22 protein-coding genes are annotated in these 20736 nt (G+C 58.1%); 10 read left to right on the top strand and 12 right to left on the bottom strand.

Going from position 1 to position 20736, the window contains the following annotated elements; genetic code table 11:
* Positions 1 to 76: 76 nt before the first annotated feature.
* Positions 77 to 394, bottom strand: a complete 318-nt coding sequence (chbB, locus tag FZF21_RS08895; RefSeq protein WP_015570750.1) for a PTS N,N'-diacetylchitobiose transporter subunit IIB — start codon at positions 392 to 394, stop codon at positions 77 to 79.
* 281 nt (positions 395 to 675) lie between these two features.
* Positions 676 to 1020, bottom strand: a complete 345-nt coding sequence (osmE, locus tag FZF21_RS08890) for an osmotically-inducible lipoprotein OsmE (protein ID WP_003857836.1) — start codon at positions 1018 to 1020, stop codon at positions 676 to 678.
* Positions 1021 to 1251: 231 nt separating this feature from the next.
* On the opposite strand from osmE, the gene nadE reads away from it, so the two are divergent.
* Positions 1252 to 2079 (top strand): ammonia-dependent NAD(+) synthetase, encoded by an 828-nt coding sequence (gene nadE, locus FZF21_RS08885; protein ID WP_003857837.1) that lies wholly within the window; start codon positions 1252 to 1254, stop codon positions 2077 to 2079.
* Between the two features lie 115 nt (positions 2080 to 2194).
* Positions 2195 to 3073, top strand: a complete 879-nt coding sequence (gene cho, locus FZF21_RS08880; RefSeq protein WP_072204511.1) for an excinuclease Cho — start codon at positions 2195 to 2197, stop codon at positions 3071 to 3073.
* Here cho and ves read toward each other — a convergent pair.
* The 7 genes from ves to FZF21_RS08845 form a co-directional block, all read right to left on the bottom strand.
* Positions 3051 to 3608 carry an environmental stress-induced protein Ves gene (gene ves / locus FZF21_RS08875; protein WP_017384666.1) on the bottom strand — a complete coding sequence of 186 codons (558 nt, stop codon included), beginning with the start codon at positions 3606 to 3608 and terminating at the stop codon, positions 3051 to 3053. The genes cho and ves overlap by 23 nt on opposite strands.
* A 167-nt stretch (positions 3609 to 3775) precedes the next feature.
* The gene (gene spy / locus FZF21_RS08870; protein ID WP_015570753.1) at positions 3776 to 4270 is read right to left on the bottom strand and encodes an ATP-independent periplasmic protein-refolding chaperone Spy; all 495 of its coding nucleotides are present in this window, start codon (positions 4268 to 4270) and stop codon (positions 3776 to 3778) included.
* Between the two features lie 337 nt (positions 4271 to 4607).
* Complete coding sequence (astE, locus tag FZF21_RS08865; RefSeq protein WP_045141489.1) at positions 4608 to 5573, bottom strand: succinylglutamate desuccinylase; 966 nt, start codon at positions 5571 to 5573, stop codon at positions 4608 to 4610.
* Positions 5574 to 5582: 9 nt separating this feature from the next.
* Positions 5583 to 6908 carry an N-succinylarginine dihydrolase gene (gene astB, locus FZF21_RS08860; protein WP_047737659.1) on the bottom strand — a complete coding sequence of 442 codons (1326 nt, stop codon included), beginning with the start codon at positions 6906 to 6908 and terminating at the stop codon, positions 5583 to 5585.
* On the bottom strand, positions 6895 to 8382 hold the full coding sequence (astD, locus tag FZF21_RS08855) for a succinylglutamate-semialdehyde dehydrogenase (RefSeq protein ID WP_017384669.1): 1488 nt from the start codon (positions 8380 to 8382) through the stop codon (positions 6895 to 6897). Before astD ends, astB begins: the two co-directional genes overlap by 14 nt.
* Positions 8379 to 9413, bottom strand: coding sequence for an arginine N-succinyltransferase (gene astA, locus FZF21_RS08850; protein ID WP_015570755.1), 1035 nt, complete (start codon positions 9411 to 9413; stop codon positions 8379 to 8381). The genes astD and astA overlap by 4 nt, the downstream gene beginning before the upstream one ends.
* A complete protein-coding gene (locus tag FZF21_RS08845; RefSeq protein ID WP_045141487.1) occupies positions 9410 to 10630 on the bottom strand; it encodes an aspartate aminotransferase family protein in 1221 nt (406 codons plus the stop codon). Before FZF21_RS08845 ends, astA begins: the two co-directional genes overlap by 4 nt.
* A gap of 433 nt (positions 10631 to 11063) precedes the next feature.
* Here FZF21_RS08845 and xthA point away from each other — a divergent pair, with 433 nt between their 5' ends.
* From xthA to FZF21_RS08815, 6 genes are all read left to right on the top strand, one after another.
* Positions 11064 to 11870: an exodeoxyribonuclease III gene (gene xthA, locus FZF21_RS08840; RefSeq protein ID WP_015570756.1), complete on the top strand. Its 807-nt coding sequence runs from the start codon at positions 11064 to 11066 to the stop codon at positions 11868 to 11870.
* 6 nt (positions 11871 to 11876) lie between these two features.
* Positions 11877 to 12560 (top strand): TVP38/TMEM64 family protein, encoded by a 684-nt coding sequence (locus FZF21_RS08835; RefSeq protein ID WP_149120979.1) that lies wholly within the window; start codon positions 11877 to 11879, stop codon positions 12558 to 12560.
* Positions 12561 to 12575: 15 nt separating this feature from the next.
* Complete coding sequence (locus tag FZF21_RS08830) at positions 12576 to 13736, top strand: ABC transporter substrate-binding protein (protein ID WP_236298399.1); 1161 nt, start codon at positions 12576 to 12578, stop codon at positions 13734 to 13736.
* On the top strand, positions 13709 to 15238 hold the full coding sequence (locus tag FZF21_RS08825; protein ID WP_032670969.1) for an ABC transporter permease subunit: 1530 nt from the start codon (positions 13709 to 13711) through the stop codon (positions 15236 to 15238). The genes FZF21_RS08830 and FZF21_RS08825 overlap by 28 nt, the downstream gene beginning before the upstream one ends.
* Entirely contained in the window at positions 15238 to 15858 is a 621-nt protein-coding gene (locus FZF21_RS08820; RefSeq protein ID WP_149120981.1) for an ATP-binding cassette domain-containing protein, read from the top strand. The genes FZF21_RS08825 and FZF21_RS08820 overlap by 1 nt, the downstream gene beginning before the upstream one ends.
* A 73-nt stretch (positions 15859 to 15931) precedes the next feature.
* A complete protein-coding gene (locus FZF21_RS08815; RefSeq protein ID WP_047737736.1) occupies positions 15932 to 17239 on the top strand; it encodes a sulfurtransferase in 1308 nt (435 codons plus the stop codon).
* On the opposite strand, the gene FZF21_RS08810 is transcribed toward FZF21_RS08815, so the two are convergent.
* Both FZF21_RS08810 and FZF21_RS08805 read right to left on the bottom strand, forming a co-directional pair.
* Positions 17236 to 17853 carry a CDP-alcohol phosphatidyltransferase family protein gene (locus FZF21_RS08810; RefSeq protein ID WP_047737670.1) on the bottom strand — a complete coding sequence of 206 codons (618 nt, stop codon included), beginning with the start codon at positions 17851 to 17853 and terminating at the stop codon, positions 17236 to 17238. The genes FZF21_RS08815 and FZF21_RS08810 overlap by 4 nt on opposite strands.
* Positions 17843 to 18415 (bottom strand): carboxymuconolactone decarboxylase family protein, encoded by a 573-nt coding sequence (locus FZF21_RS08805; protein WP_039271064.1) that lies wholly within the window; start codon positions 18413 to 18415, stop codon positions 17843 to 17845. The genes FZF21_RS08810 and FZF21_RS08805 overlap by 11 nt, the downstream gene beginning before the upstream one ends.
* A 75-nt stretch (positions 18416 to 18490) precedes the next feature.
* Here FZF21_RS08805 and FZF21_RS08800 point away from each other — a divergent pair, with 75 nt between their 5' ends.
* Entirely contained in the window at positions 18491 to 18907 is a 417-nt protein-coding gene (locus tag FZF21_RS08800; RefSeq protein WP_047737673.1) for a pyrimidine (deoxy)nucleoside triphosphate diphosphatase, read from the top strand.
* Here the strand turns inward: FZF21_RS08800 and FZF21_RS08795 are convergent.
* A complete protein-coding gene (locus FZF21_RS08795; protein ID WP_003857857.1) occupies positions 18867 to 19139 on the bottom strand; it encodes a YnjH family protein in 273 nt (90 codons plus the stop codon). The two genes, FZF21_RS08800 and FZF21_RS08795, sit on opposite strands and share 41 nt — an antisense overlap.
* A gap of 225 nt (positions 19140 to 19364) precedes the next feature.
* Between FZF21_RS08795 and gdhA the strand changes: the two genes are divergently transcribed.
* Entirely contained in the window at positions 19365 to 20708 is a 1344-nt protein-coding gene (gene gdhA, locus FZF21_RS08790; protein WP_017384680.1) for an NADP-specific glutamate dehydrogenase, read from the top strand.
* Positions 20709 to 20736: the final 28 nt, after the last annotated feature.

Genomic DNA, 20736 nt, shown 5'->3' with positions numbered 1-20736 from the left:
AAATACCCTTAAATGCCGCAACGACCGTTACGGCGTATTGTGTGTGAAATAACTCTTTGACGGGAAAAATAAAAAATTAATTAGCAGCTTTTTTAATCGCCGCAACGGCAGCTTTTAATACACCTAAACCATCAATCTTGCCGTATAAAACGGAATCGATCACTTCGACCGGCTTATTGGGTAGCAGACGCTGAATTTCTGGCAGCATATAAGCGATTTGTGGCCCGAGTAAAATAACGTCGGCTGTCTGACCCTTCTCGCCCGCCAGCGTTTCCGGAAACGCCTCAATCACCACAGGGACTTCATATTTTTCGGCCTGCGCGCGCATTTTGGAAACCAGCAGCGAAGTGGACATGCCCGCAGAGCAAAACAGATAGATATGTTTCTTTTCCATGATAACTTCCCTCTTGTTTGGCTACCCGCCGTCTCGCTATCACTCGACTCGCTATCCTGGCTGACGGGCAGTGTGCTGAACATTGTTTGTCGTTGAAGTGAGTATACGCAATGGTACAGGGAGGGGATAATTCTGGATAGACTGAAATTGTCTCTCATTGACCTGGCTTGTTGACTACCTTCACATTTCAGGCAAATAATTCGCGCCAAGAAATAAGATTCACGTATGCATAAAAAAACCGGCCTTCCGGCCGGTTTGTTAACGCTCTCAGGCAAGCAGGCTTACTGTGCCTTAGGTGCCTGTGGGTCGGTGTCGTATTCGGCACAGGTCTGGTAACCAGAATTGATCACGTGACCCGTATCATCCAGGGCGACAAAATAGGTCTCTGCCTTACCATCACGTTGACCCAGAATATAGGTCTGGCAGGTACCACGCGCGTGGATCATAGTGACTTCTGAAGAAGGTTTACCGGCAATGGCTGCAACCTGGGAACGCGTCATGCCTTTTTTGACGTCTTTTACCACTGGCTGTGTGAACTGATCTTTAGTGCGATCGTAAGCTGTACACCCTGCCAGCATAGTCAGTACCGCCGCTGCGCTTAAAATTCCTGCTACGTTCTTGTTCATATTCCGTCCTCTTGTTTATCAGCGTGTTAACTAAGCATGGGATAAAAATTACTATTGTTCAACTTTGCGAGTTACGCCAGACGAATTTCGGAAAATTCTAATAAAACAACGGTAAGCTGCTAAATCGCTGTAAAACAGTACACTCAAAACTGTGATCCTTGTCGTTTCCCCGACAAAGGGTTAGTTTTAACAGATCACACTTTCTGTTTGGTTCTGCATAGGGAGGGCGTAATGGCTCTGCAACAAGAAATTATTCAGGCGCTGGGCGCGAAACCTGCGATTGATGCCAATGAAGAGATCCGTCGTAGCGTTGATTTTTTGAAAGCTTACCTGTCTGCACACCCTTTCCTGAAGACGCTGGTGCTGGGCATCAGCGGCGGTCAGGATTCCACTCTGGCCGGTAAGCTGAGCCAGATGGCCATCTCCGAGCTGCGTGACGAGACCGGTGACACCGCGCTGCAATTTATTGCCGTACGTCTGCCGTATGGCGTGCAGGCCGACGAGCAGGACTGTCAGGATGCGATTGCGTTTATTCAGCCGGACCGTGTTCTTACCGTAAACATCAAAGGTTCGGTACTGGCCAGCGAGCAGGCCCTGCGTGAAGCCGGTATTGAACTGAGCGATTTTGTCCGCGGCAACGAGAAAGCCCGTGAGCGCATGAAAGCGCAGTACAGTATCGCAGGGATGACCAAAGGGGTCGTCGTCGGCACCGACCACGCCGCGGAAGCCATCACCGGCTTCTTCACCAAATACGGCGATGGCGGCACGGATATTAACCCCCTCTTCCGTCTGAACAAGCGTCAGGGCAAGCAACTGCTGGCGGCGTTGGGCTGCCCGGAGCACCTGTATAAGAAGGCGCCAACGGCGGACCTGGAGGACGATCGCCCTTCCCTGCCGGATGAAGCGGCGCTGGGCGTTACGTATGACAACATCGATGATTATCTGGAAGGCAAAACGCTCGACGAAGGTACCGCTAAAATTATCGAAGGCTGGTATCTGAAAACCGAGCATAAGCGCCGTCCGCCCATTACGGTGTTTGATGATTTCTGGAAAAAGTAAAAGCAAAACGGTAACTCCGCTTTGCAGGCCGGGTAAGGCGTAGCCGCCACCCGGCTCTTTTTTAACCACCGAACACCTGCTACACTGTATGCCTGAACAGTATATGGAGCAGTATGTGAGCAGGCGTCAATCCGCCCCGCGTCTTGAGTTTGAAGCGGCGGCTATCTACGAATATCCCGAGCATCTTCGCCCCTGGCTTGAGGCACTGCCTAAACAGCCTGGCGTCTATTTCTTCCACGGCGACAGCGACACCATGCCGCTCTATATCGGCAAAAGCGTGAATATCCGCAGCCGGGTGATGTCGCACCTGCGTACGCCGGATGAAGCATCGATGCTCAGGCAGTCCCGGCGGATCACCTGGATCGAGACGGCAGGCGAACTGGGCGCGCTTCTGCTCGAAGCCCGGCTCATCAAGGAACAGCAGCCGCTGTTTAACAAACGCCTGCGCCGCAACCGCCAGCTGTGTTCCTTGCAGATTAACGCAGGAAAACCGCAGATCGTTTATGCCCGGGAAGTGGATTTTTCGCATGAACCCAATCTTTACGGTCTGTTTGCCAACAAACGTGCCGCACTGCAAACCCTGCAATCCCTGGCTGATGAATTACAGCTTTGTTACGGCCTGTTAGGACTGGAAGCCACCACCCGTGGTCGCGCCTGTTTCCGCTCAGCGCTGAAACGCTGCGCCGGGGCGTGCTGTGGAAAAGAGAGCGTTGAAGAACATCATGCCCGGTTTATGGCTGGCCTTGCCTCTATCAGCGTTAACTGCTGGCCGTGGGAAGGCGCGGTGGCGCTGAAAGAAACCCGCGATGGGATGACGCACTATCACATCATCCGCAACTGGCTCTGGCTTGGCGCCGTTGAAAATCTGGATGACGCTACCGCTCTGCTGCGCACCCCTGCCGGTTTCGATCAGGATGGTTACAAAATTCTCTGCAAGCCACTGTTAACCGGAAAATATGAGATCATCGTCCTCAATGACCCGGCAGCCAGGTAATTTCACTGAACAGCAGCGACCCCTTCGTTTCCAGTAAACGGAGGGTATGACTGCCCGCTTCCCAGCTGGCGCCCTGATCGGCGGTCAGTAATTTGTCGCCCAGTTGCCAGGCGCCGCTTAATACGAATGCCACCCCACCGCGTGATGCGAAGGTAGTGAACGTCCGGGTAGCAACGCGCACCTTTGCCTGGCAGCAATCCCGTCGGGTCATGATGTTGAAGTCCATCGACATCTGCCCCTCTGTGAGCACGGCTTTCACCGCCAGATCGCCCGCAAATCGGTAAGGCTGATGATGCTTCAGGGTATGACAAAACGCCCTGCCTGCATCCAGGGTCACCTCGCCGCCCTCCAGCAGCGTAATCACCCGGTCGACGCCCGGGAACGCGGAAAATTCGCCGTTACTGGCGATGGAGGCAATACTGGCCCGCCAGAAAAAATCCCGCGTCGCGGGAGGAAAACAGCAAATCTCACGCGTCTCACCCGCACCATTACGCCAGAGACTGACCGGCATTTTACGGATATCAAAGAATTCCATGACCACTCCTGAAGGACGCACCGTGCGCCAGCGCATTTTCACAGACGTATTATCGGCAGCAGTCAGGCCAGACCTTAGGCATGGGATAAAAGAAAAACCGCCGGTCCTGTCCACAGCGTTTTCGCTTTTGTAGACAGGAGCCCGGCGGTCTTAAGAGAGTGAACCGATTATTCGGTTGGTGCAGGCATTTTACCTTCCGGCGCTGCACGTTCTGTCAGACGCTTCTCAAAATTGGCATTAAATTGCTTTTTCTGTTCCGGCGTCAGAATGTTGTAAATCTTGTTCTGGGTTTCCATGTGGGCCAGCATGCGCGCTTTATGCTGCTCGGCCATTTTGTCGATCTGCGCTTCCGCTTTTGCTTTATCGAAGCTGTCGCTGGCAATGATGTCATGCATTGCGCGGCGCTCTTCCAGCGGAGGACGTTTCATCTGGTCACGCTGGCTTTTCATGATGTCGCGTATCTGCTGCTTCTGCGCATCGGTGAGGTTCAGATCTTTAAACATCATCATCTCATGGTGCATACCCGGCTTGCCTTTATGATGCATCATCATTTTGCCTTCCGTCGGCGCGGCGGTAGTGGTCGCGGTATCGGCGGCGAACGCCATGCTGGTAGCGCCCAGAGCCAGGGTAGAGGCAACAAACAGTGCAGTTAATTTACGCATAATGTCTTTCCTTACTTTCAGTTATTCTTCGGCGCTATGCCGTGTTGACGAGATTAACTTTACGGGGTTTATCGTCAATTAGTCAGAGCAACGGTAAAACAATGAAAGTGTAAAAAACAACTTTTCGCCAATTGTGGAGAAATTAAGGAAAAAGCGTGAAGAGATGAAACAAAAATATTCAACAGGATGATTTTAAAGAGATTATGGAGAAGTATAGCGAAGTGCCGTTTAATAATAAAGCAATTCTCCAGGAATATTCCGCAAACAATACCAGAGCGCTTTTAACGCTAAGAAATTTATTCTTCATTTCCCCTCCGGTCTGCGCGAGGGGAGACGATCAGGGCATTTTTTCCAGCATCAGGCCTGCTCGCAAACCAAACGCGACCGACGGATTAGGAAATAAAACATATTCCGTGGATTTCTGTACCGCATAGCGCGTCTCACCATCTTCCGCCAGCAGGACGCCCTGGCGAAACGGCGTAAAGTTCAGCGTATGGGGCGCCATATGTAGCTGGAAAGCCTCGCTTTGACGCGTGATCTGCTGCACGACCCGATAGCGCACAACGGGTTCCCGGGAGGGTTCCGGCGCAACCCCGGCGAGCAACGCCCGAAGCGCCTGATGCGTAGGGGCAAAACGCGTCAGGTCGTTTTGCCCGAACGGCAGCGCTTTTCCCAGCTCCAGGGTGCAGGATAACGCGCCAACATTCTCGCAGGTGAAGTGGGTAAACGTGCCGCCTGGCGTCTGGTGGAAAACCAGCGCCTCCAGCCCCGCGTCGCCAAGCCAGGTCAGAAACGCCTCATCCCACGGCTGATGACGCTGCGGTAACACGCCAAAACGCACGTGGTACGAGGCGCGAATGGCCGTATGCAGATCGAGGTGCCAGCGTGTTTCCCCCGCCCCGGCAAAAAACGCCGTGACCACCTTCTCCAGCCATTGCGCGCGTGTCGTCTCAACACTCTGTGGAAACTGCGCCCAGCGACCACCAAACATGCGGTTGATGTCGCTCACGAGATACCGTTTATTTTGCGCCAGCGCAGGCGGATTTCCCAGCACCACCAGCAGACGGCAGTGCAGCGTGATCTCTGCGCGAAACAGCGCGCGCAGCAAAAGATCGACAATCTCCACGGGCGCGGTTTCGTTTCCGTGAATGCCGGTCGAAAGCAGCAGCGACAGGTCATATTCCCCCGTCGGCGTCAGTTCAAGCACGCCCCGCCCCAGCCATCGCCAGTGGAACGAGGGGCCTTCCCCCTCTTGCCGCTCCGGTGTCTCTTCGGCCAGCGTCAGCGCCAGTAAGTTTTCCATATCATCTCCTTAGCGCTGGAACGGATAAACCGATCCCAGTTGCAGGATGGTCGATAATGCATCCAGCGCCTCGCGGCCTTCGCGCAGCAGCTGCGGATCGACCAGATCGGCCTGAACCAGACGGTCGCGATAATAGCGGTCCACCCAGTCATTGAGGGTATTGAACAGCGTGTCGTTCATCATCACCGCCGGATTCACGGCCTGCATCTCCTCCGGCGTTAACACCACGCGCAGTCGCAGGCACGCCGGTCCCCCGCCGTTGGCCATACTTTCCCGCAGATCAAACACGCGCAGTTCATCAATCGGGTTATCCGCCTGCACCAGTTCGCTGAGATAGCGCCAGACGCCCTGATGGTTGCGGGACTCCTGCGGCAATACCAGCATCATGCTGCCGTCATCCCGGCTCAGCAGCTGGCTGTTGAACAGATACGTTTCGACCGCATCCTGCACGCTTACCGCCTGCGTGGGCACCTGAATCGACATAAATCCCGGCACGCGTTCGCGCAGCGTGGCCAGCAACTTTTCCTGATGGGCAAACGCCTGCTCGTGGCAGAACAGCACCTGACGGTTGGAAACGGCAATGACGTCGTTATGAAACACGCCCTGGTCGATCACCTGCGGATTTTGCTGGGCAAAAATCACCTGAGAAGGATTAACCTGGTTCAGCCGCGCAACCGCCTGGCTTGCGGCTAAAGTTTGTCTCGCCGGATAACGAACCGGCGCGGCGTGGCCGCCCTCTTCCCGTCCATAGATAAACAGCTGCAAACCCGGCTCGCCATAGTCGCCGCCCAGACGGTTGTGGTTTGCCGCCCCTTCATCGCCAAACATCGCGACCTGCGGCAGCGCCGAATGCACCTCGAAATGCGCTTCATGATTAAAAATGGCGCGCAGCACGCGCCCGGTGGTCTCCGCTTCGCTGGCGCGGTGGAATTTGTTGTTCAGGTTAGCAACGGTCAGATGCACTTTGCCGTCCAGCGTATCCGCCGACGGCGCAACGGTGGCGGCATTCGCCACCCACATCGAGGAGGCTGAACTGGCCGCCGAAAGCAGGTGTGGCGTCTGCGTGCCTGCTTTTTCCACCACCTGTTCATCCGTACCGCTGAACCCCAGCTGGCGCAGCACGTCCACGTTTGGTCGCTCCTGAGGCGGGATCACCGCCTGCGGGAAACCGGCATCGGACAGCGCCTTCATTTTCAATAGCCCCTGCTTCGCCGCCAGCTTAGGGTTCGAGACCTGGAAACGGTGCTTCGTCGAGGCTTCATTACCGAACGACAGCCCGGCATAGTGGTGTGTCAGCCCCACGAGGCCGTCAAAGTTAACCTCACGCGCTTTCATGGGCGTCACCCTCTGTAAAATCCAGCCCCGGATTCAGCGTCTCCGGCAGCGTCAGCGCCGGGGTTTCCAGGCTTGCCATCGGCCACGCGCAGTAATCGGCGGCATACCAGGCGCTGGCGCGATGGTTGCCCGACGCCCCTACGCCACCAAACGGCGCGGTGCTCGCCGCACCGGTCAGCGGTTTGTTCCAGTTCACGATCCCGGCGCGCGCTTCAAGCAGCAGTTGTTCGAATTTCTCGCGATGCGGCGATATCAGGCCGCTCGACAGGCCGTAGCGGGTGTTGTTGGCCATCTCGATCGCCGACTCAAAATCGTCATAGCGCCAGACGCACAGCAGCGGGCCAAAGACCTCTTCATCCGGCACGTTGCTCGTCGCACTCATCTCAATAATCCCCGGCGTCAGCAGCGACGTGCCCGGCTGAACCAGCTTCGGCTCCAGCAGGGTTTTCGCCCCGCGCGCCACGTGCTCCTGCCACGCTTTCAGCACGTTCAGCGCCGCCTGCGCGGAGATCAGCCCGCCGATAAACGGCTGCGGCTCGGCATCCCATTTCGCGGGAACCAGACGCGCGCTCACCTCCACCAGACGCTTCAGGAACGCATCCCCCTGCGCGCCGCGTTTAACCAGCAGGCGGCGGGCGCAGGTGCAGCGCTGTCCGGCGGTAATGAACGCCGACTGAATGGTCAGATGGACCGCGGCATCGATATCATCCGGATCTTCCACAATCAGCGGGTTGTTGCCGCCCATCTCCAGCGCCAGAATTTTTTCCGGCTGCCCCGCCAGCTGACGATGCAGCTGATAGCCCGTTCCGGCACTGCCGGTGAACAGCAGACCGTCAATGTCGCTCAGCGCACTCAGCGCCTGACCTGTTTCACGCCCGCCCTGCACCAGATTCACCACCCCCGGCGGCAGCCCCGCCTGCTCCCAGAGTTTTATGACTGCTTCTCCGGTTAAGGGGGTTAACTCACTCGGCTTGAAGATGACGGTATTCCCCGCCAGCAGCGCAGGCACAATGTGCCCGTTCGGCAGATGTCCGGGGAAGTTATACGGGCCAAACACCGCCAGCACCCCGTGCGGACGGTGGCGCAGCGTGGCGGCGCCGTCTGGCATCTCGGTATGCTGCTCGCCGGTGCGGGTATGGTACGCCTTCACCGATATCGCAATTTTGTTGATCATCGCCGTGACTTCGGTTGTTGCCTCCCAGCGCGGCTTGCTGGTTTCGCAGGCAATGATGCGGGTCAGCTCGGCTTTATTGGCCTCCAGCAGCGCAGCAAATTTCTCAACCAGCGCCTGGCGCTCGGAGAATGGCCGTTTCGCCCATGCCGGAAACGCGCGGCGTGCAGCCTGGCAGGCCTGCTCAACCTGCCCGGCGCTGGCGTCGTTCCCCGACCAGAGCACCTCCTGACCGACCGGGTTAGTTTTTGTCCGCGCGTCACCTTCGCCCGTTACCCAGTCACCGTTAATCCATAGAGTCATGCTGTTTTCTCCTCAGGGCAGAGCCGCACCAGGCGAACCGTGTCGCCAGCGTTACATTTCAGGGCATCCAGTTGCGCAGCCGTCAGTACCAGACGCTCGCATGTTGGGTTGGTTCGCACCAGCATGGCGCGGAAGTTGGTGTAATTCTCGTTCGAGACCAGGCAGGCTGGCCACTCGCCCGGCGCGGGCTGGCCTTCTGAAACCTCAACCAGGCGGCTTTTACGGATGGCGCGAACGCGGTCAATGTCGCATTCCAGCGTCGGGCCGCCGTCGAAGATGTCGACGTAGTTACGGTAGCGAAATCCCTCTTTCTCCAGCACTGCGCGGGCCGGGGCGGTTTGCGGGTGAACTTCGCCGATCACCGCCTGCGCTTCAGGCGTTAAGAAATGGGTATAAATAGGATGCTTCGGCATCAGCTCGGCGATAAACGCCTTCTGACCGGTCCCGCACAGGTAATCCGCCCGGCTAAATTCCATGGAGAAGAAGCGTTCGCCCAGACTCTCCCAGAACGGCGAGTAGCCCGTCTCATCAATCACGCCGCGCATCTCCGCGACCACTTTTTCGTTGAAGCGGTCGCGAAAGGCGGCCATAAACATAAAGCGCGATTTGGAGAGCAGATAACCGTTGCCCTCTTTGCGCCAGTCCGGATCGAGAAACAGGGTGCAGAGTTCGCTGGCGCCGGTATGGTCATTACAGAGGAAGAGCGTCGGCAGCGCGTTGTAAACGTTCAGCTCTTTCGAGGCGTGGACCATCGTGCCGACGCGGTAGTTGTACCACGGATCGTTAAGCCCGACGGCCACCTCGATGGCGCAAATCCCCGCCACGGTTCCCGTGTCGGTATCTTCCAGCACGAACACATAGCCCTGTTCGCTTTTTGGCAACGTCCCCTGCCAGGTTTGCAGGGCGCGCTCAATGCGCGCCGACAGCGTTTTTTCATCGGCAGGCAGCGAGGTTAGCCCGCCCCCTGTCTTACCGGCAAGCTGCATAAGCCCGGCGAGATCGCCGTGCGCAACGGGACGGATGACCATCATGATGACACCCCGGACTTCACCTGTTCGCAGGCCAGCGCAAAACGATCCAACCCGGTTCTGACCTCTTCCTCGCTGACGATCAGCGCAGGGGCAAACCGCACCACGTTAGCACCGGCAATTAGCACCATTACGCCCTGCTTTGCCGCTTCCTGTGAAATCAGCTTCGCTTTGCCGGCAAACTCAGGGGCAAGCTCACAGCCTATTAACAGCCCCAGACCGCGGATCTCTTTGAACAAGCCGGTCTGGTTATTGATGGCAGTAAGGCGCTCAACAAACCACTGGTGACGCTGCTTCACGCCGTTCAGCACCTCAGGGGTGTTGATGATATCCAGCACCTGTCCGGCGACAGCGGTTGCCAGCGGGTTGCCGCCGTATGTGGTGCCATGGGTGCCCACGGTCATCACGCTGGCGAATTTATCGGTGGTCAGCATCGCCCCCACCGGGAAACCGCCGCCGAGCGCTTTGGCTGTTGAGAGCACATCCGGGGTCACGCCATAGTGCATGTAGGCGTACAGCTCACCCGTGCGGCCCACGCCGGTCTGGACTTCGTCAAAAATCAGGACCGCGTTATGCCGATCGCACAGCTCGCGCAGCCCTTGCAGGAACGCTTTCTGGGCGGGCATGACGCCGCCTTCCCCCTGCATGGGCTCGACAATCACCGCACAGGTGGTGTCGTCAATCAGCTCGCTGGCAGAGTGTAAATCGTTATACGCCGCATGCCGGATATCCGGCGGCAGCGGCGCAAAATCCTGAGAATATGAGGGCTGACCACCCGCGCTGACGGTAAACAGCGTGCGGCCATGGAAGGCATTTTTAAAGGCTACGATGCCGCTCTTGTGCGCGCCGAATTTATCGTGCGCATATTTTCGCGCCAGCTTTAGCGCCGCTTCGTTCGCTTCCGCGCCGGAGTTACAGAAAAAGACTTTGTCTGCGAAAGTGGCGTCGATCAGCTTCTTCGCCAGACGCAATGCCGGTTCGTTGGTATAACCGTTGCCGGTATGCCAGAATTTCGCTGCCTGGTCATTCAGCGCCTGCCGCAGCGCCGGGTTTGCATGCCCCAGCGCATTCACCGCAATCCCACCCGCAAAGTCGATATACTCTTTGCCCTGCTGATCCCACAGGCGAGAGCCTTCCCCACGTACCGGAATAAAAGCCGCCGGAGCGTATACCGGCATCATCCATTCATCGAAATTTTCACGCGTAACTGACAGAGACATAGCGACCTCATCCGGTAAATAAAAGGTTGTTTAAATGTTAAATAATTGAGTGTTTGCACTGTGAATGTAGATTGCAGCCTTCGTGCCAGCCAGCGATAAAAATGCATAAACGGGTTGGGGTAACACAATATCAATGAGTTACAATATGGAGTTATTCACTGTTAATGCATAAATAGTGAATATTTTTACGACAAGCGGCGCTTTGCCGCATGAAAACAAGAAAGAGTATGCAGAGGCCAAATATAATTCTGGAATTGTGATCGCTCGCGAAATTTATCGGTCCTTTATGCCCTGTTCGAGGGCAAAACGCGCCGAAATGGTGCAAATATTGCACCGTCGGCATTATCTGTCGCAGTAATTGGGCGAAGCGGATAACAGACGACGTAAATTCTGCTACCATCCTTGCACTATTCACCTTGCATTGGCAGCGACTATGAAATTTGTCTCTTTTAATATCAACGGCCTGCGTGCCCGCCCTCACCAGCTTGAAGCGATTGTTGAGCAACATCAGCCAGATGTGATCGGCTTGCAGGAGACAAAAGTTCACGACGATATGTTCCCGCTCGAAGAGGTAGCGAAGCTGGGCTATAACGTTTTTTACCACGGTCAGAAAGGCCACTACGGCGTTGCGCTGCTGACCAAAGATACGCCGGTGTCGGTGCGTCGTGGCTTCCCGGGTGACGATGAAGAGGCGCAACGCCGCATCATCATGGCGGAAATTCCTTCCGCGCTCGGCAATGTGACCGTCATCAACGGCTATTTCCCGCAGGGTGAAAGCCGCGATCATGAAACCAAATTCCCGGCCAAAGCGAAGTTTTATCAGGATCTGCAAAACTACCTGACAACCGAACTCAAAAAAGAAAACCCGGTGCTGATCATGGGCGACATGAATATCAGCCCGACGGATCTGGATATCGGTATTGGCGAAGAGAACCGTAAGCGCTGGCTGCGCACCGGCAAATGCTCTTTCCTGCCGGAGGAGCGCGAGTGGATGGAGCGCCTGCTGGGTTGGGGGCTGGTGGATACTTTCCGCACGGCTAACCCGGCGACGCAGGATCGCTTCTCGTGGTTTGACTATCGCTCTAAAGGCTTCGATGACAACCGGGGCCTGCGTATTGATCTGCTGCTGGCGAGCGCCCCCCTGGCCGAACGCTGCATCGAAACCGGTATCGACTATGACATCCGCAGCATGGAAAAACCGTCCGACCATGCGCCGGTATGGGCAACGTTTAAGCTGTAAACTTCAGTGAATATTAAAAAAATCAGTCTCCTGTGCGCCCTTTTGGGCGCATTTGTTTTGACCGTTGTTTTGCTTCCTCCAGGCATGCTCTCCCTCGACACGCTAAAAATGCACCAGCAAACGTTGATCGATCGTGTGGAGCAGGCGCCTCTTCAGAGCGCGCTGATCTATTTTGCGGTTTACGTTCTGCTCTCCGCGCTGTCGATCCCCGGAGCCGCGCTTCTGACGCTGCTCGGCGGGGCGCTTTTCAGCCTGTGGGAGGCGACGCTGTTGGTGTCATTTGCCTCGACGCTCGGCGCCACGCTTGCCATGCTCGTTAGCCGTTATCTGCTGCGCGACTGGGTGCAACGGCGCTTTGCCGCACAGATGAGCACGATAGATGCGGGGATGGATCGCGACGGCGCACGCTACCTTTTTGCCCTGCGCCTGATGCCGTTGTTCCCGTTCTTTCTGGTTAATTTGCTGATGGGGCTAACCCGTCTCAGGGTGAGTCACTACTGGTGGGTCAGCCAGCTTGCAATGCTACCTGCCACCGTCATTTATCTGAACGCCGGACGCGAGCTGGGGAAACTCACCTCGCTGCGCGATATTCTGTCGCCGGGACTGCTGTTCGCCTTTACACTATTAGGGTTATTACCGCTGGTCACTCGCTGGCTGTTTTCCCGTTACATCCCTTCGATTAAAAAGTGAGGCATTATGCGCCGGGTGCGTTTTTGCGCGTTTCTGACGAGTCTGCTGCTGGCAACCTCTGCCTTCGCCGCAGAGAGCTGGCAATCCATTCAGCAACAGGCCACCGGGCAGACCGTCTGGTTTAACGCCTGGGGCGGTGACGAGGCCGTTAACCGCTACCTCGACTGGGTAAGCGGCGAGATGAAAACGCACTACGCCGTCAACCTGAAGATCGTTCATCTGGCCGATGCCGCCGACGCGGTGAAGCGGATCCAGACGGAACATGCCGCAGGACGCAGCAGTAACGGGTCGGTGGATCTACTCTGGGTAAACGGGGAAAACTTCCGCAACCTGAAAGCGGCAAACCTGCTGCTCATCGGCTGGGCGCAAACCCTGCCCAACTGGCGCTACGTCGATACCCGTAAACCGGTAACGGAAGATTTTGCCATCCCGACCGATGGGGCAGAATCCCCGTGGGGTGGCGCGCAATTAACCTTTATCGCCCGTAAAAGGAGTACGCCGACACCACCGGCAGATCCCCACGCGCTGCTGGTATACGCCCGACAGCACCCTGGCAAGGTGAGCTATCCGCGACCGCCGGATTTTACCGGCACGGCGTTTCTTGAGCAGCTACTGCTGGCGCTGACCGCCCATCCGGAGGCGCTAAAAAACGCGCCAGACAGTACCTTTGCGCAGGTCACCGCGCCGCTGTGGGATTACCTTGATACGCTGCACCCCCTGCTGTGGCGCGAAGGGAACGATTTTCCTCCGTCGCCTGCGCGCATGGATACGCTGCTGGCCAGCGGCAGCCTGAACCTGTCGCTCACCTTTAACCCCGCCCATGCGATGCAAAAGGTGGCGAGCGGTGAACTGCCTGCCGACAGCTACAGTTTCGGCTTTCTCAAAGGCATGATCGGCAACGTCCATTTTGTCGCTATCCCGGCAAACGCCAGCGCGAGCGCAGGCGCGAAGGTGGTGGCGAATTTCCTGCTGTCACCGCAGGCGCAGATCCGCAAAGCTAATCCTGCCGTCTGGGGTGACCCGAGCGTGCTGGATGGCGAAAAACTGCCTGCGAAAGCGGCAAAACAGCTTCGCGCCTTTACCCCCTCAGGCACGCCTGATGTACTTCCCGAACCTCACGCCGCCTGGGTTAACGCCCTGGAGCAGGAATGGCTTCGCCGCTACGGAACCCGCTAAGCGGGCTGGTCTGGGCGGCAATGGCGGTCATCTATCTGCCACTGCTTCCCGCCAGCGGCATGCTGCTGGCCCCGGCGTTTTCTCCCGGCAACTGGGCGACGCTGTTTGCCGACCCGCAGCTGCCGCAGGCGCTGGCCGCCACGCTGGTTTCCACGCTTATCGCGACGCTGGGCTCACTGTTTATCGCCCTGACCCTGCTTGCGCTTCTCTGGCCGGGTGAAGGCTGGCAGCGCCTGAGCACCCGTCTGCCGTGGCTGTTAGCCGTGCCGCACGTCGCCTTCGCCACCAGCGCGCTGCTGCTGTTTGCGGAAGGGGGGCAGTTTTACCGGATCTGTACGGTCTGTTCGCCGCAGCTTGACCGCTACGGTATCGGGCTTGGCCTGACGCTTGCGGTCAAAGAGAGCGCGTTCGTTCTGTGGGCAATCTACGCCGCGCTGCCTGAAAAGCGTCTCGCACAGCAGAAAATCGTCCTGCATACCTTCGGCTACGGACGAATGCAGGCGCTCAACTGGCTCGTCCTCCCGGCAATCGCCCCCGCGCTGGGCGCAGTCATGCTGGCGGTGCTGGCCTGGTCGCTTTCCGTGGTGGATGTGGCGATCGTGCTCGGGCCAGGCAACCCGCCTACGCTGGCGGTACTGGCCTGGCAGTGGCTCGCCCAGGGCGATGCACAACAGCAAACAAAGGGAACGCTGCTGTGTCTGGTGTTGCTCCTGCTGCTGGCGGCGCTTGCCGCGGTGGGATACGGCTTCTGGACGGCATGGCGGCGCGCCCAGCGTGACCCCTCCGGAATTCGTCACGCTTCGCATACTGCGCTGCCCGCACGGACGCTGGGCGGGTTACTGCCGCTGTGCGGCGTCCTCTGTGCGCTGGTTCTGCTGATGCTGGCACGCCGGGACGACATCGGCCCCGTCAGCGACAGCCTTTCACTGGGACTGCTGTCCAGCCTGACAGCGCTGGCCATCCTCATGCTCTGGCTTGAGTGGGGACCCCAGCGCGGCGCGGTGTGGGTCTGGCTGCCGCTCGCCCTCCCGGCGCTGCCCCTCGTGTCCGGGCAATATGCCGTGGCGCTGTGGCTGGGCATCGACGGCCAGTACGCTGCGGTGCTCTGGAGCCATATGCTCTGGGTTCTCCCGTGGATGCTCCTGGTGCTGCAACCGGCCTGGCGCAGGCTCGATCCCCGGCTTATCCTCACCGCCAGAACGCTGGGCTGGCGACAGGCGAAAATTTTCTGGCTGGTGAAATGCCCCCTGATGATTCGTCCGGCCCTGCTGGCCTTTGCCACCGGTTTTTCCGTGAGCATGGCCCAGTACATGCCGACCCTCTGGCTGGGAGCGGGACGTTTCACCACCCTGACGACGGAGGCGGTCGCCCTCAGCAGCGGCGGCAGCATTCCGATCCTCGCCAGCCGGGCGCTGGGTCTGTTGCTGTTGACCAGCAGCGTATTTGCCCTTGCCGCGCTGCTCTCCCGGCTCGTGGGCCGTCACAGACAAGGATTACGTTAATGCTGAACGTGAAAAATCTCACCATTGCGCCACTCTTCTGTGAGGTCAACTTCCGCGTCCCGGCGGGGGAGATTGTCACGCTGATGGGGCCCTCCGGGAGCGGAAAATCGACCCTTTTCGCCTGGATGGTGGGGGCGTTATCCGCTGATTTTATGGCGCACGGCGAGCTATGGCTGAACGATCGCCGCTGCGATATGCTCCCCGTGGAAACGCGCGGGATCGGCATTCTGTTTCAGGATGCCCTGCTGTTTGACGCCTTCAGCGTGGGGCAAAACCTGATGCTGGCGCTGCCGGCGCACATCGTCGGGCGCGCCCGCCGCAACGCGGTAGAACAGGCCCTGGACACTGCCGGGCTGGCAAACCACTACGCCAGCGATCCGGCGACCCTGTCCGGCGGCGAGCGCGCCCGGGTCAGCCTGTTGCGCGCTCTTCTCGCCCAGCCGCAGGCATTGCTGCTCGACGAGCCGTTCAGTCGACTGGATAAAACGCTGCGCGCCTCATTCCGGGCGTGGGTATTCGAGGTTACTCGCCAGCGCAGGATCCCGGTGGTGCTGGTCACGCATGATGAGGACGATATTCCGCCCGGCGGCGAGGTGATTGAGATTTCTCGCTGGCAATAATGTGCTAACGCAATGTTTTTGGCTTCAGGAGAGACGACAATGCCCCCCTCTTTTAATGACGTCAGGTTTTTCGATGAAACGTGTTTCTCAACTGACCGCGCTGGCCCTGCTCTGCGGCCTCGCCTCACTCTCCTCCACGGCGGCTGATATGCCCCACTCCCTCACGCTGGACCAGCTCCAGGCGCAAAACGGCGCGGTAATTGATACGCGCGTCAGTGCGTTCTTTAACGGCTGGCCGCAGACCCTGAGCGGAACGTCCGGGCATGAACCCGCCGCGCTTAATCTCTCTGCCAGCTGGCTTGGGGCAATGAGCGATGAACAGCTCAGCGGCTGGGCAAAACAACATCGGCTTACGCCAGACATGCCGGTTGCGCTCTATGGCAACGATGATGACAACCAGACCGTCAAAGCGCGGCTGGAGAAAGCGGGCTTTACCCACGTCTCCACCCTGAGCGATGCCCTGCAACAATCCGACCGTCTGCAACGTCTGGCGCATTTCGAACAGCTGGTTTATCCGCAGTGGATCCGCCAGTTGCAGCAGGGCAAACCCGTTACCGCCGCACCAGCCGGAGAATGGAAGGTGATCGAGGCTGGCTGGGGTGCGCCGAAGCTTTATCTCCTGAACCACATTCCCGGTGCGGGCTATATCGACACCAATGAAGTGGAAAGCGAACCGCTGTGGAATAAGGTCTCTGACGAAAAGCTGAAAGCGATGCTGGCGAAGCACGGGATCCGTCACGATACCACCGTCATTCTGTACGGTCGCGACGTGTATGCCGCCGCGCGCGTGGCGCAGATCATGCTCTACGCGGGCGTGAAGGATGTGCGGATTCTGGATGGCGGCTGGAAGGCGTGGTCCGACGCCAGCCTGCCCGTTGAGCGCGGAACGCCTGCAAAGGTGAAGCCAGCCCCTGATTTTGGCGCGCCGATCCCGGGCCAGCCCCGGCTGATGGTGGATATGGAGCAGGCCCGGGGAATGCTGCACCGTCAGGACGCGTCGCTGGTGAGCATTCGTTCCTGGCCAGAGTTTATCGGTGAAACCAGCGGCTACAGCTATATCAAGCCAAAAGGTGAGATTGCCGGTGCGCGCTGGGGCCATGCGGGCAGCGACGCGACCCACATGGAAGATTTCCACAATCCGGATGGCACCATGCGCAGCGCCGATGATATTGCCGCCATGTGGAAAACATGGAATATCCTGCCGGAGCAGCACGTTGCGTTTTACTGTGGTACCGGCTGGCGCGCGTCTGAAGCCTTTATGTACGCCCGCGCGATGGGCTGGCAGAACGTTGCCGTCTACGACGGCGGCTGGTACGAATGGAGCAGCCATCCGCAGAACCCGGTCTCCACCGGGGAGCGCGGACCGGAAAGCGCACGCTAGCGGGGAAGTGATTTCAGCGTGATATAACCGCTCCAGATGCGCGTTGTGGTGGTCAGCCAGCACAACGCGCCAAACGTCCAGGCAAACAGCGCGAAATGCGCCGGAAACAGGCAGCACAGCACAAACAGCGCGATGGTCTCCGTTCCTTCCGTTAACCCTCCGAGGTAATAAAACGACTTGTGCGCGTAGCCGGGGTTGTCGATATCATGTTTCCCCGCCAGCGCGGCAAAGGCCAGAAAGCTGCTGCCCGTACCGATAAACGCGAACAGCAGCCAGGCGGCGGCAATCGCATTTTCAGCCGGTGCGGCCAGCGCGAAGCCAAACGGCACCAGGGCATAAAACAGGAAGTCGAGGGCGATATCAAGAAACCCTCCCGCATCCGTCAGGCCACGGCGACGCGCCAGCGCGCCGTCCAGCCCGTCCAGCAGCCGGTTCAGCACTATGGCGACCAGCGCCGCCGGATACCAGCCCAGCGCCAGAAACGGTAACGCCAGCACGCCAATCGCAAACCCGGCGAGCGTTAAGCCATCAGGCGTGATAAACGGTTTATCCAGCGCGGCGGCCAGCTGATTTAACCCGGGTTTCAGCCGGGGGTGCAGATGTTTATCCAGCATGCGGTTTACCTTTAAACGTGGCGCACAGCCCCTGAGCCGGAATATCCAGCGCGGCGTTAAAGCGGGCGGAAAGATTCTGAAAGGCAATCAGAGCCGTCATTTCGGTGATGGTCTCTTCCGTAAAGTGGCGCTTCAGCAGACTTTTGATATTTTCATCCACCTGAGGCGGCGTGGCGGTGACCGCTTCCGCATAGGCCAGCGCCGCGCGCTCCTCTTCGCTGAACAGGGTGGAATTTTGCCAGTCGCTGACGGCCTGCACTTTATCCAGCGCCCCGCTCCGCTCGGCCAGACGCAGGCTGTTGGCATCAATACAAAATGCGCAGTGGCAGATCTGCGAGATCCGCGTCATTAGCAGCGATCGCAGAACCGGGGTCAATCGCGCATTGCGCCGCTCCAGATAGCCGACAAACAGCGCCACCAGCCAGAAAAGACGCGGCATACGCCCCCACCAGCGCGTGGGGTTCAGCACCGCGCCGAAGTGTTTTTTCTGCATGGCGGCGATGGGGCTGAGGCTGACGGGAAGGGTTTCCATGGGCGCAACCCAGGCGGATGTCTCTTTCACCTGATTCTCCTGATGACTGGACTCTTTGGAAGGGCACGATAATATGTCGTTTTTCGCTATTAATTATTGACGAACATGCTGAAAACACTCGATGTGGTTGCGGCCATCCTCGAAAAAGAGGGCAAGATTTTGCTGGCGCAGCGTCCCGAACATGCCGATCAGCCAGGAATGTGGGAATTTGCAGGCGGGAAGGTTGAAGCCGGTGAGACACAGCCGGAAGCGCTGATCCGCGAACTGCGCGAAGAACTCGGCATTGAAGCCGTGCCCGCGCGGTATGTGGCAAGCCACCAGCGGGAGGTGTCGCAGCGGCTGATTCACCTCCACGCCTGGCATGTGCCTGAATTTAGCGGTCAGCTGAAGGCGTATTATCACTCGGCGCTGGTATGGTGCACGCCAGAAGACGCGTTCACGTATGATTTAGCCCCGGCGGATATACCGCTGCTGGAAGCGTTTATTCTTTTACGCGACGCCAGACCAGCGGGTTTGTACTGAGGGTGCGTTCATCACGCTGGCACTGCAACAGTACGCCATCCGCCCTGACTACTGCGCCTTCGGAATAGTTTTGATCCTGATAGATACAGCACTGATTACACGGCTGCGCACGCTGGCCGCCAGCGCTAAAAACCTCTGGCGGCACGTTGACCTCGACATCCGGGCGAATGCGGTCAGCCTGTGCCCCGGCGGACACCATCAAACATAACGCGGCCATTGCGTAACGGTTCATAGACTTTATTTCCTTTGCATCGTTTATATCTATAACGGTCGATCCGGACGGGATCTTTAATTTATCTCGTCATCGCTTTTGGTTATGACGCGCGCCCTGTCATTAATTTCCCTTGCGGCATAAATTTCTGCTTGCCTCTCAAAGCGGTGCGGGTGGTATAGTCAAAAAAACGACACAAAACATCTACGCCACACGCATAAATTATTATAAGAGGTTCTTATATCTATGGATCAGACACGCTCTCTGGAAAGCTTTCTTGCCCATGTTCAGCAGCGCGACCCGCACCAAAGCGAGTTTGCCCAGGCCGTTCGTGAAGTCATGACCACCCTGTGGCCCTTCCTTGAGGAAAATCCGCGTTACCGTCAGATGGCGCTGCTTGAACGTCTGGTAGAGCCGGAGCGCGTCATCCAGTTCCGCGTGGCGTGGGTGGACGACCGCAATCAGGTGCAGGTCAACCGCGCGTGGCGCGTGCAGTTTAACTCCGCCATTGGGCCGTTTAAGGGCGGGATGCGCTTCCACCCCTCGGTGAACCTGTCGATTCTGAAATTCCTCGGCTTCGAGCAGACCTTTAAAAATGCGCTCACTACCCTGCCGATGGGCGGCGGTAAAGGCGGGAGTGATTTCGATCCGAAAGGCAAGAGCGAAGGCGAAGTGATGCGCTTCTGCCAGGCGCTGGTCACTGAGCTCTATCGCCACCTTGGGCCGGACACCGACGTTCCTGCCGGGGATATCGGCGTGGGGGGGCGTGAAGTGGGCTTTATGGCCGGGATGATGAAAAAGCTCTCCAACAACAGCGCCTGCGTCTTTACCGGCAAAGGTCTGTCGTTTGGCGGTAGCCTGATTCGCCCGGAAGCGACGGGTTATGGTCTGGTCTATTTCACCGAAGCGATGCTTAAGCGTCACGGGCTGAGCTTCGAGGGGATGCGCGTGGCGGTCTCCGGCTCCGGCAACGTGGCGCAGTACGCTATCGAGAAAGCGATGGCGTTTGGCGCGCGCGTGGTGACCGCCTCCGATTCCAGCGGTACCGTGGTGGATGAAGCTGGCTTTACGGCAGAAAAACTGGCGCGTATGTGCGAAATCAAAGCCAGCCGTGACGGTCGGGTAGCGGATTATGCCCGTGAATTTGGCCTGACCTATCTGGAAGGTAAACAGCCGTGGGGCGTGCCGGTGGATATCGCCCTGCCGTGCGCGACGCAAAACGAACTGGACGTGGATGCCGCCCGGACGCTGATTAGCAATGGCGTGAAAGCGGTAGCGGAAGGGGCAAATATGCCCACCACTATTGAAGCGACCGACCTGTTCCTGGACGCGGGCGTGCTGTTTGCGCCAGGCAAGGCGGCGAACGCTGGCGGCGTGGCAACATCCGGTCTGGAAATGGCGCAAAACGCCGCGAGAATGGGCTGGAAGGCAGAGAAAGTGGATGCCCGTCTGCACCACATCATGCTCGATATTCATCACGCCTGCGTGGAGTACGGCGGCGAGGCCTCGCAAACTAACTACGTGCGCGGGGCGAATATCGCCGGGTTCGTGAAGGTGGCCGATGCGATGATCGGACAGGGTGTGATTTAGTTTCGCTGCATTCTCGCCCTTGTAGGCC

This window comes from Enterobacter sp. LU1, assembly GCF_008271405.2.
In the GTDB taxonomy this organism is placed as follows: domain Bacteria; phylum Pseudomonadota; class Gammaproteobacteria; order Enterobacterales; family Enterobacteriaceae; genus Enterobacter; species Enterobacter hormaechei_C.
This window is presented reverse-complemented; position numbering and strand designations above follow the sequence as displayed.

What these genes read in the sequence shown, in the direction of transcription:
- chbB (WP_015570750.1), bottom strand. Translation starts at nt 394, where the DNA reads ATGGAAAAGAAACATATCTATCTGTTTTGCTCTGCGGGCATGTCCACT.
- osmE (WP_003857836.1), bottom strand. Translation starts at nt 1,020, where the DNA reads ATGAACAAGAACGTAGCAGGAATTTTAAGCGCAGCGGCGGTACTGACT.
- nadE (WP_003857837.1), top strand. Translation starts at nt 1,252, where the DNA reads ATGGCTCTGCAACAAGAAATTATTCAGGCGCTGGGCGCGAAACCTGCG.
- ves (WP_017384666.1), bottom strand. Translation starts at nt 3,608, where the DNA reads ATGGAATTCTTTGATATCCGTAAAATGCCGGTCAGTCTCTGGCGTAAT.
- spy (WP_015570753.1), bottom strand. Translation starts at nt 4,270, where the DNA reads ATGCGTAAATTAACTGCACTGTTTGTTGCCTCTACCCTGGCTCTGGGC.
- astE (WP_045141489.1), bottom strand. Translation starts at nt 5,573, where the DNA reads ATGGAAAACTTACTGGCGCTGACGCTGGCCGAAGAGACACCGGAGCGG.
- astB (WP_047737659.1), bottom strand. Translation starts at nt 6,908, where the DNA reads ATGAAAGCGCGTGAGGTTAACTTTGACGGCCTCGTGGGGCTGACACAC.
- astD (WP_017384669.1), bottom strand. Translation starts at nt 8,382, where the DNA reads ATGACTCTATGGATTAACGGTGACTGGGTAACGGGCGAAGGTGACGCG.
- astA (WP_015570755.1), bottom strand. Translation starts at nt 9,413, where the DNA reads ATGATGGTCATCCGTCCCGTTGCGCACGGCGATCTCGCCGGGCTTATG.
- FZF21_RS08845 (WP_045141487.1), bottom strand. Translation starts at nt 10,630, where the DNA reads ATGTCTCTGTCAGTTACGCGTGAAAATTTCGATGAATGGATGATGCCG.
- xthA (WP_015570756.1), top strand. Translation starts at nt 11,064, where the DNA reads ATGAAATTTGTCTCTTTTAATATCAACGGCCTGCGTGCCCGCCCTCAC.
- FZF21_RS08825 (WP_032670969.1), top strand. Translation starts at nt 13,709, where the DNA reads ATGGCTTCGCCGCTACGGAACCCGCTAAGCGGGCTGGTCTGGGCGGCA.
- FZF21_RS08820 (WP_149120981.1), top strand. Translation starts at nt 15,238, where the DNA reads ATGCTGAACGTGAAAAATCTCACCATTGCGCCACTCTTCTGTGAGGTC.
- FZF21_RS08815 (WP_047737736.1), top strand. Translation starts at nt 15,932, where the DNA reads ATGAAACGTGTTTCTCAACTGACCGCGCTGGCCCTGCTCTGCGGCCTC.
- FZF21_RS08810 (WP_047737670.1), bottom strand. Translation starts at nt 17,853, where the DNA reads ATGCTGGATAAACATCTGCACCCCCGGCTGAAACCCGGGTTAAATCAG.
- FZF21_RS08800 (WP_047737673.1), top strand. Translation starts at nt 18,491, where the DNA reads ATGCTGAAAACACTCGATGTGGTTGCGGCCATCCTCGAAAAAGAGGGC.
- FZF21_RS08795 (WP_003857857.1), bottom strand. Translation starts at nt 19,139, where the DNA reads ATGAACCGTTACGCAATGGCCGCGTTATGTTTGATGGTGTCCGCCGGG.
- gdhA (WP_017384680.1), top strand. Translation starts at nt 19,365, where the DNA reads ATGGATCAGACACGCTCTCTGGAAAGCTTTCTTGCCCATGTTCAGCAG.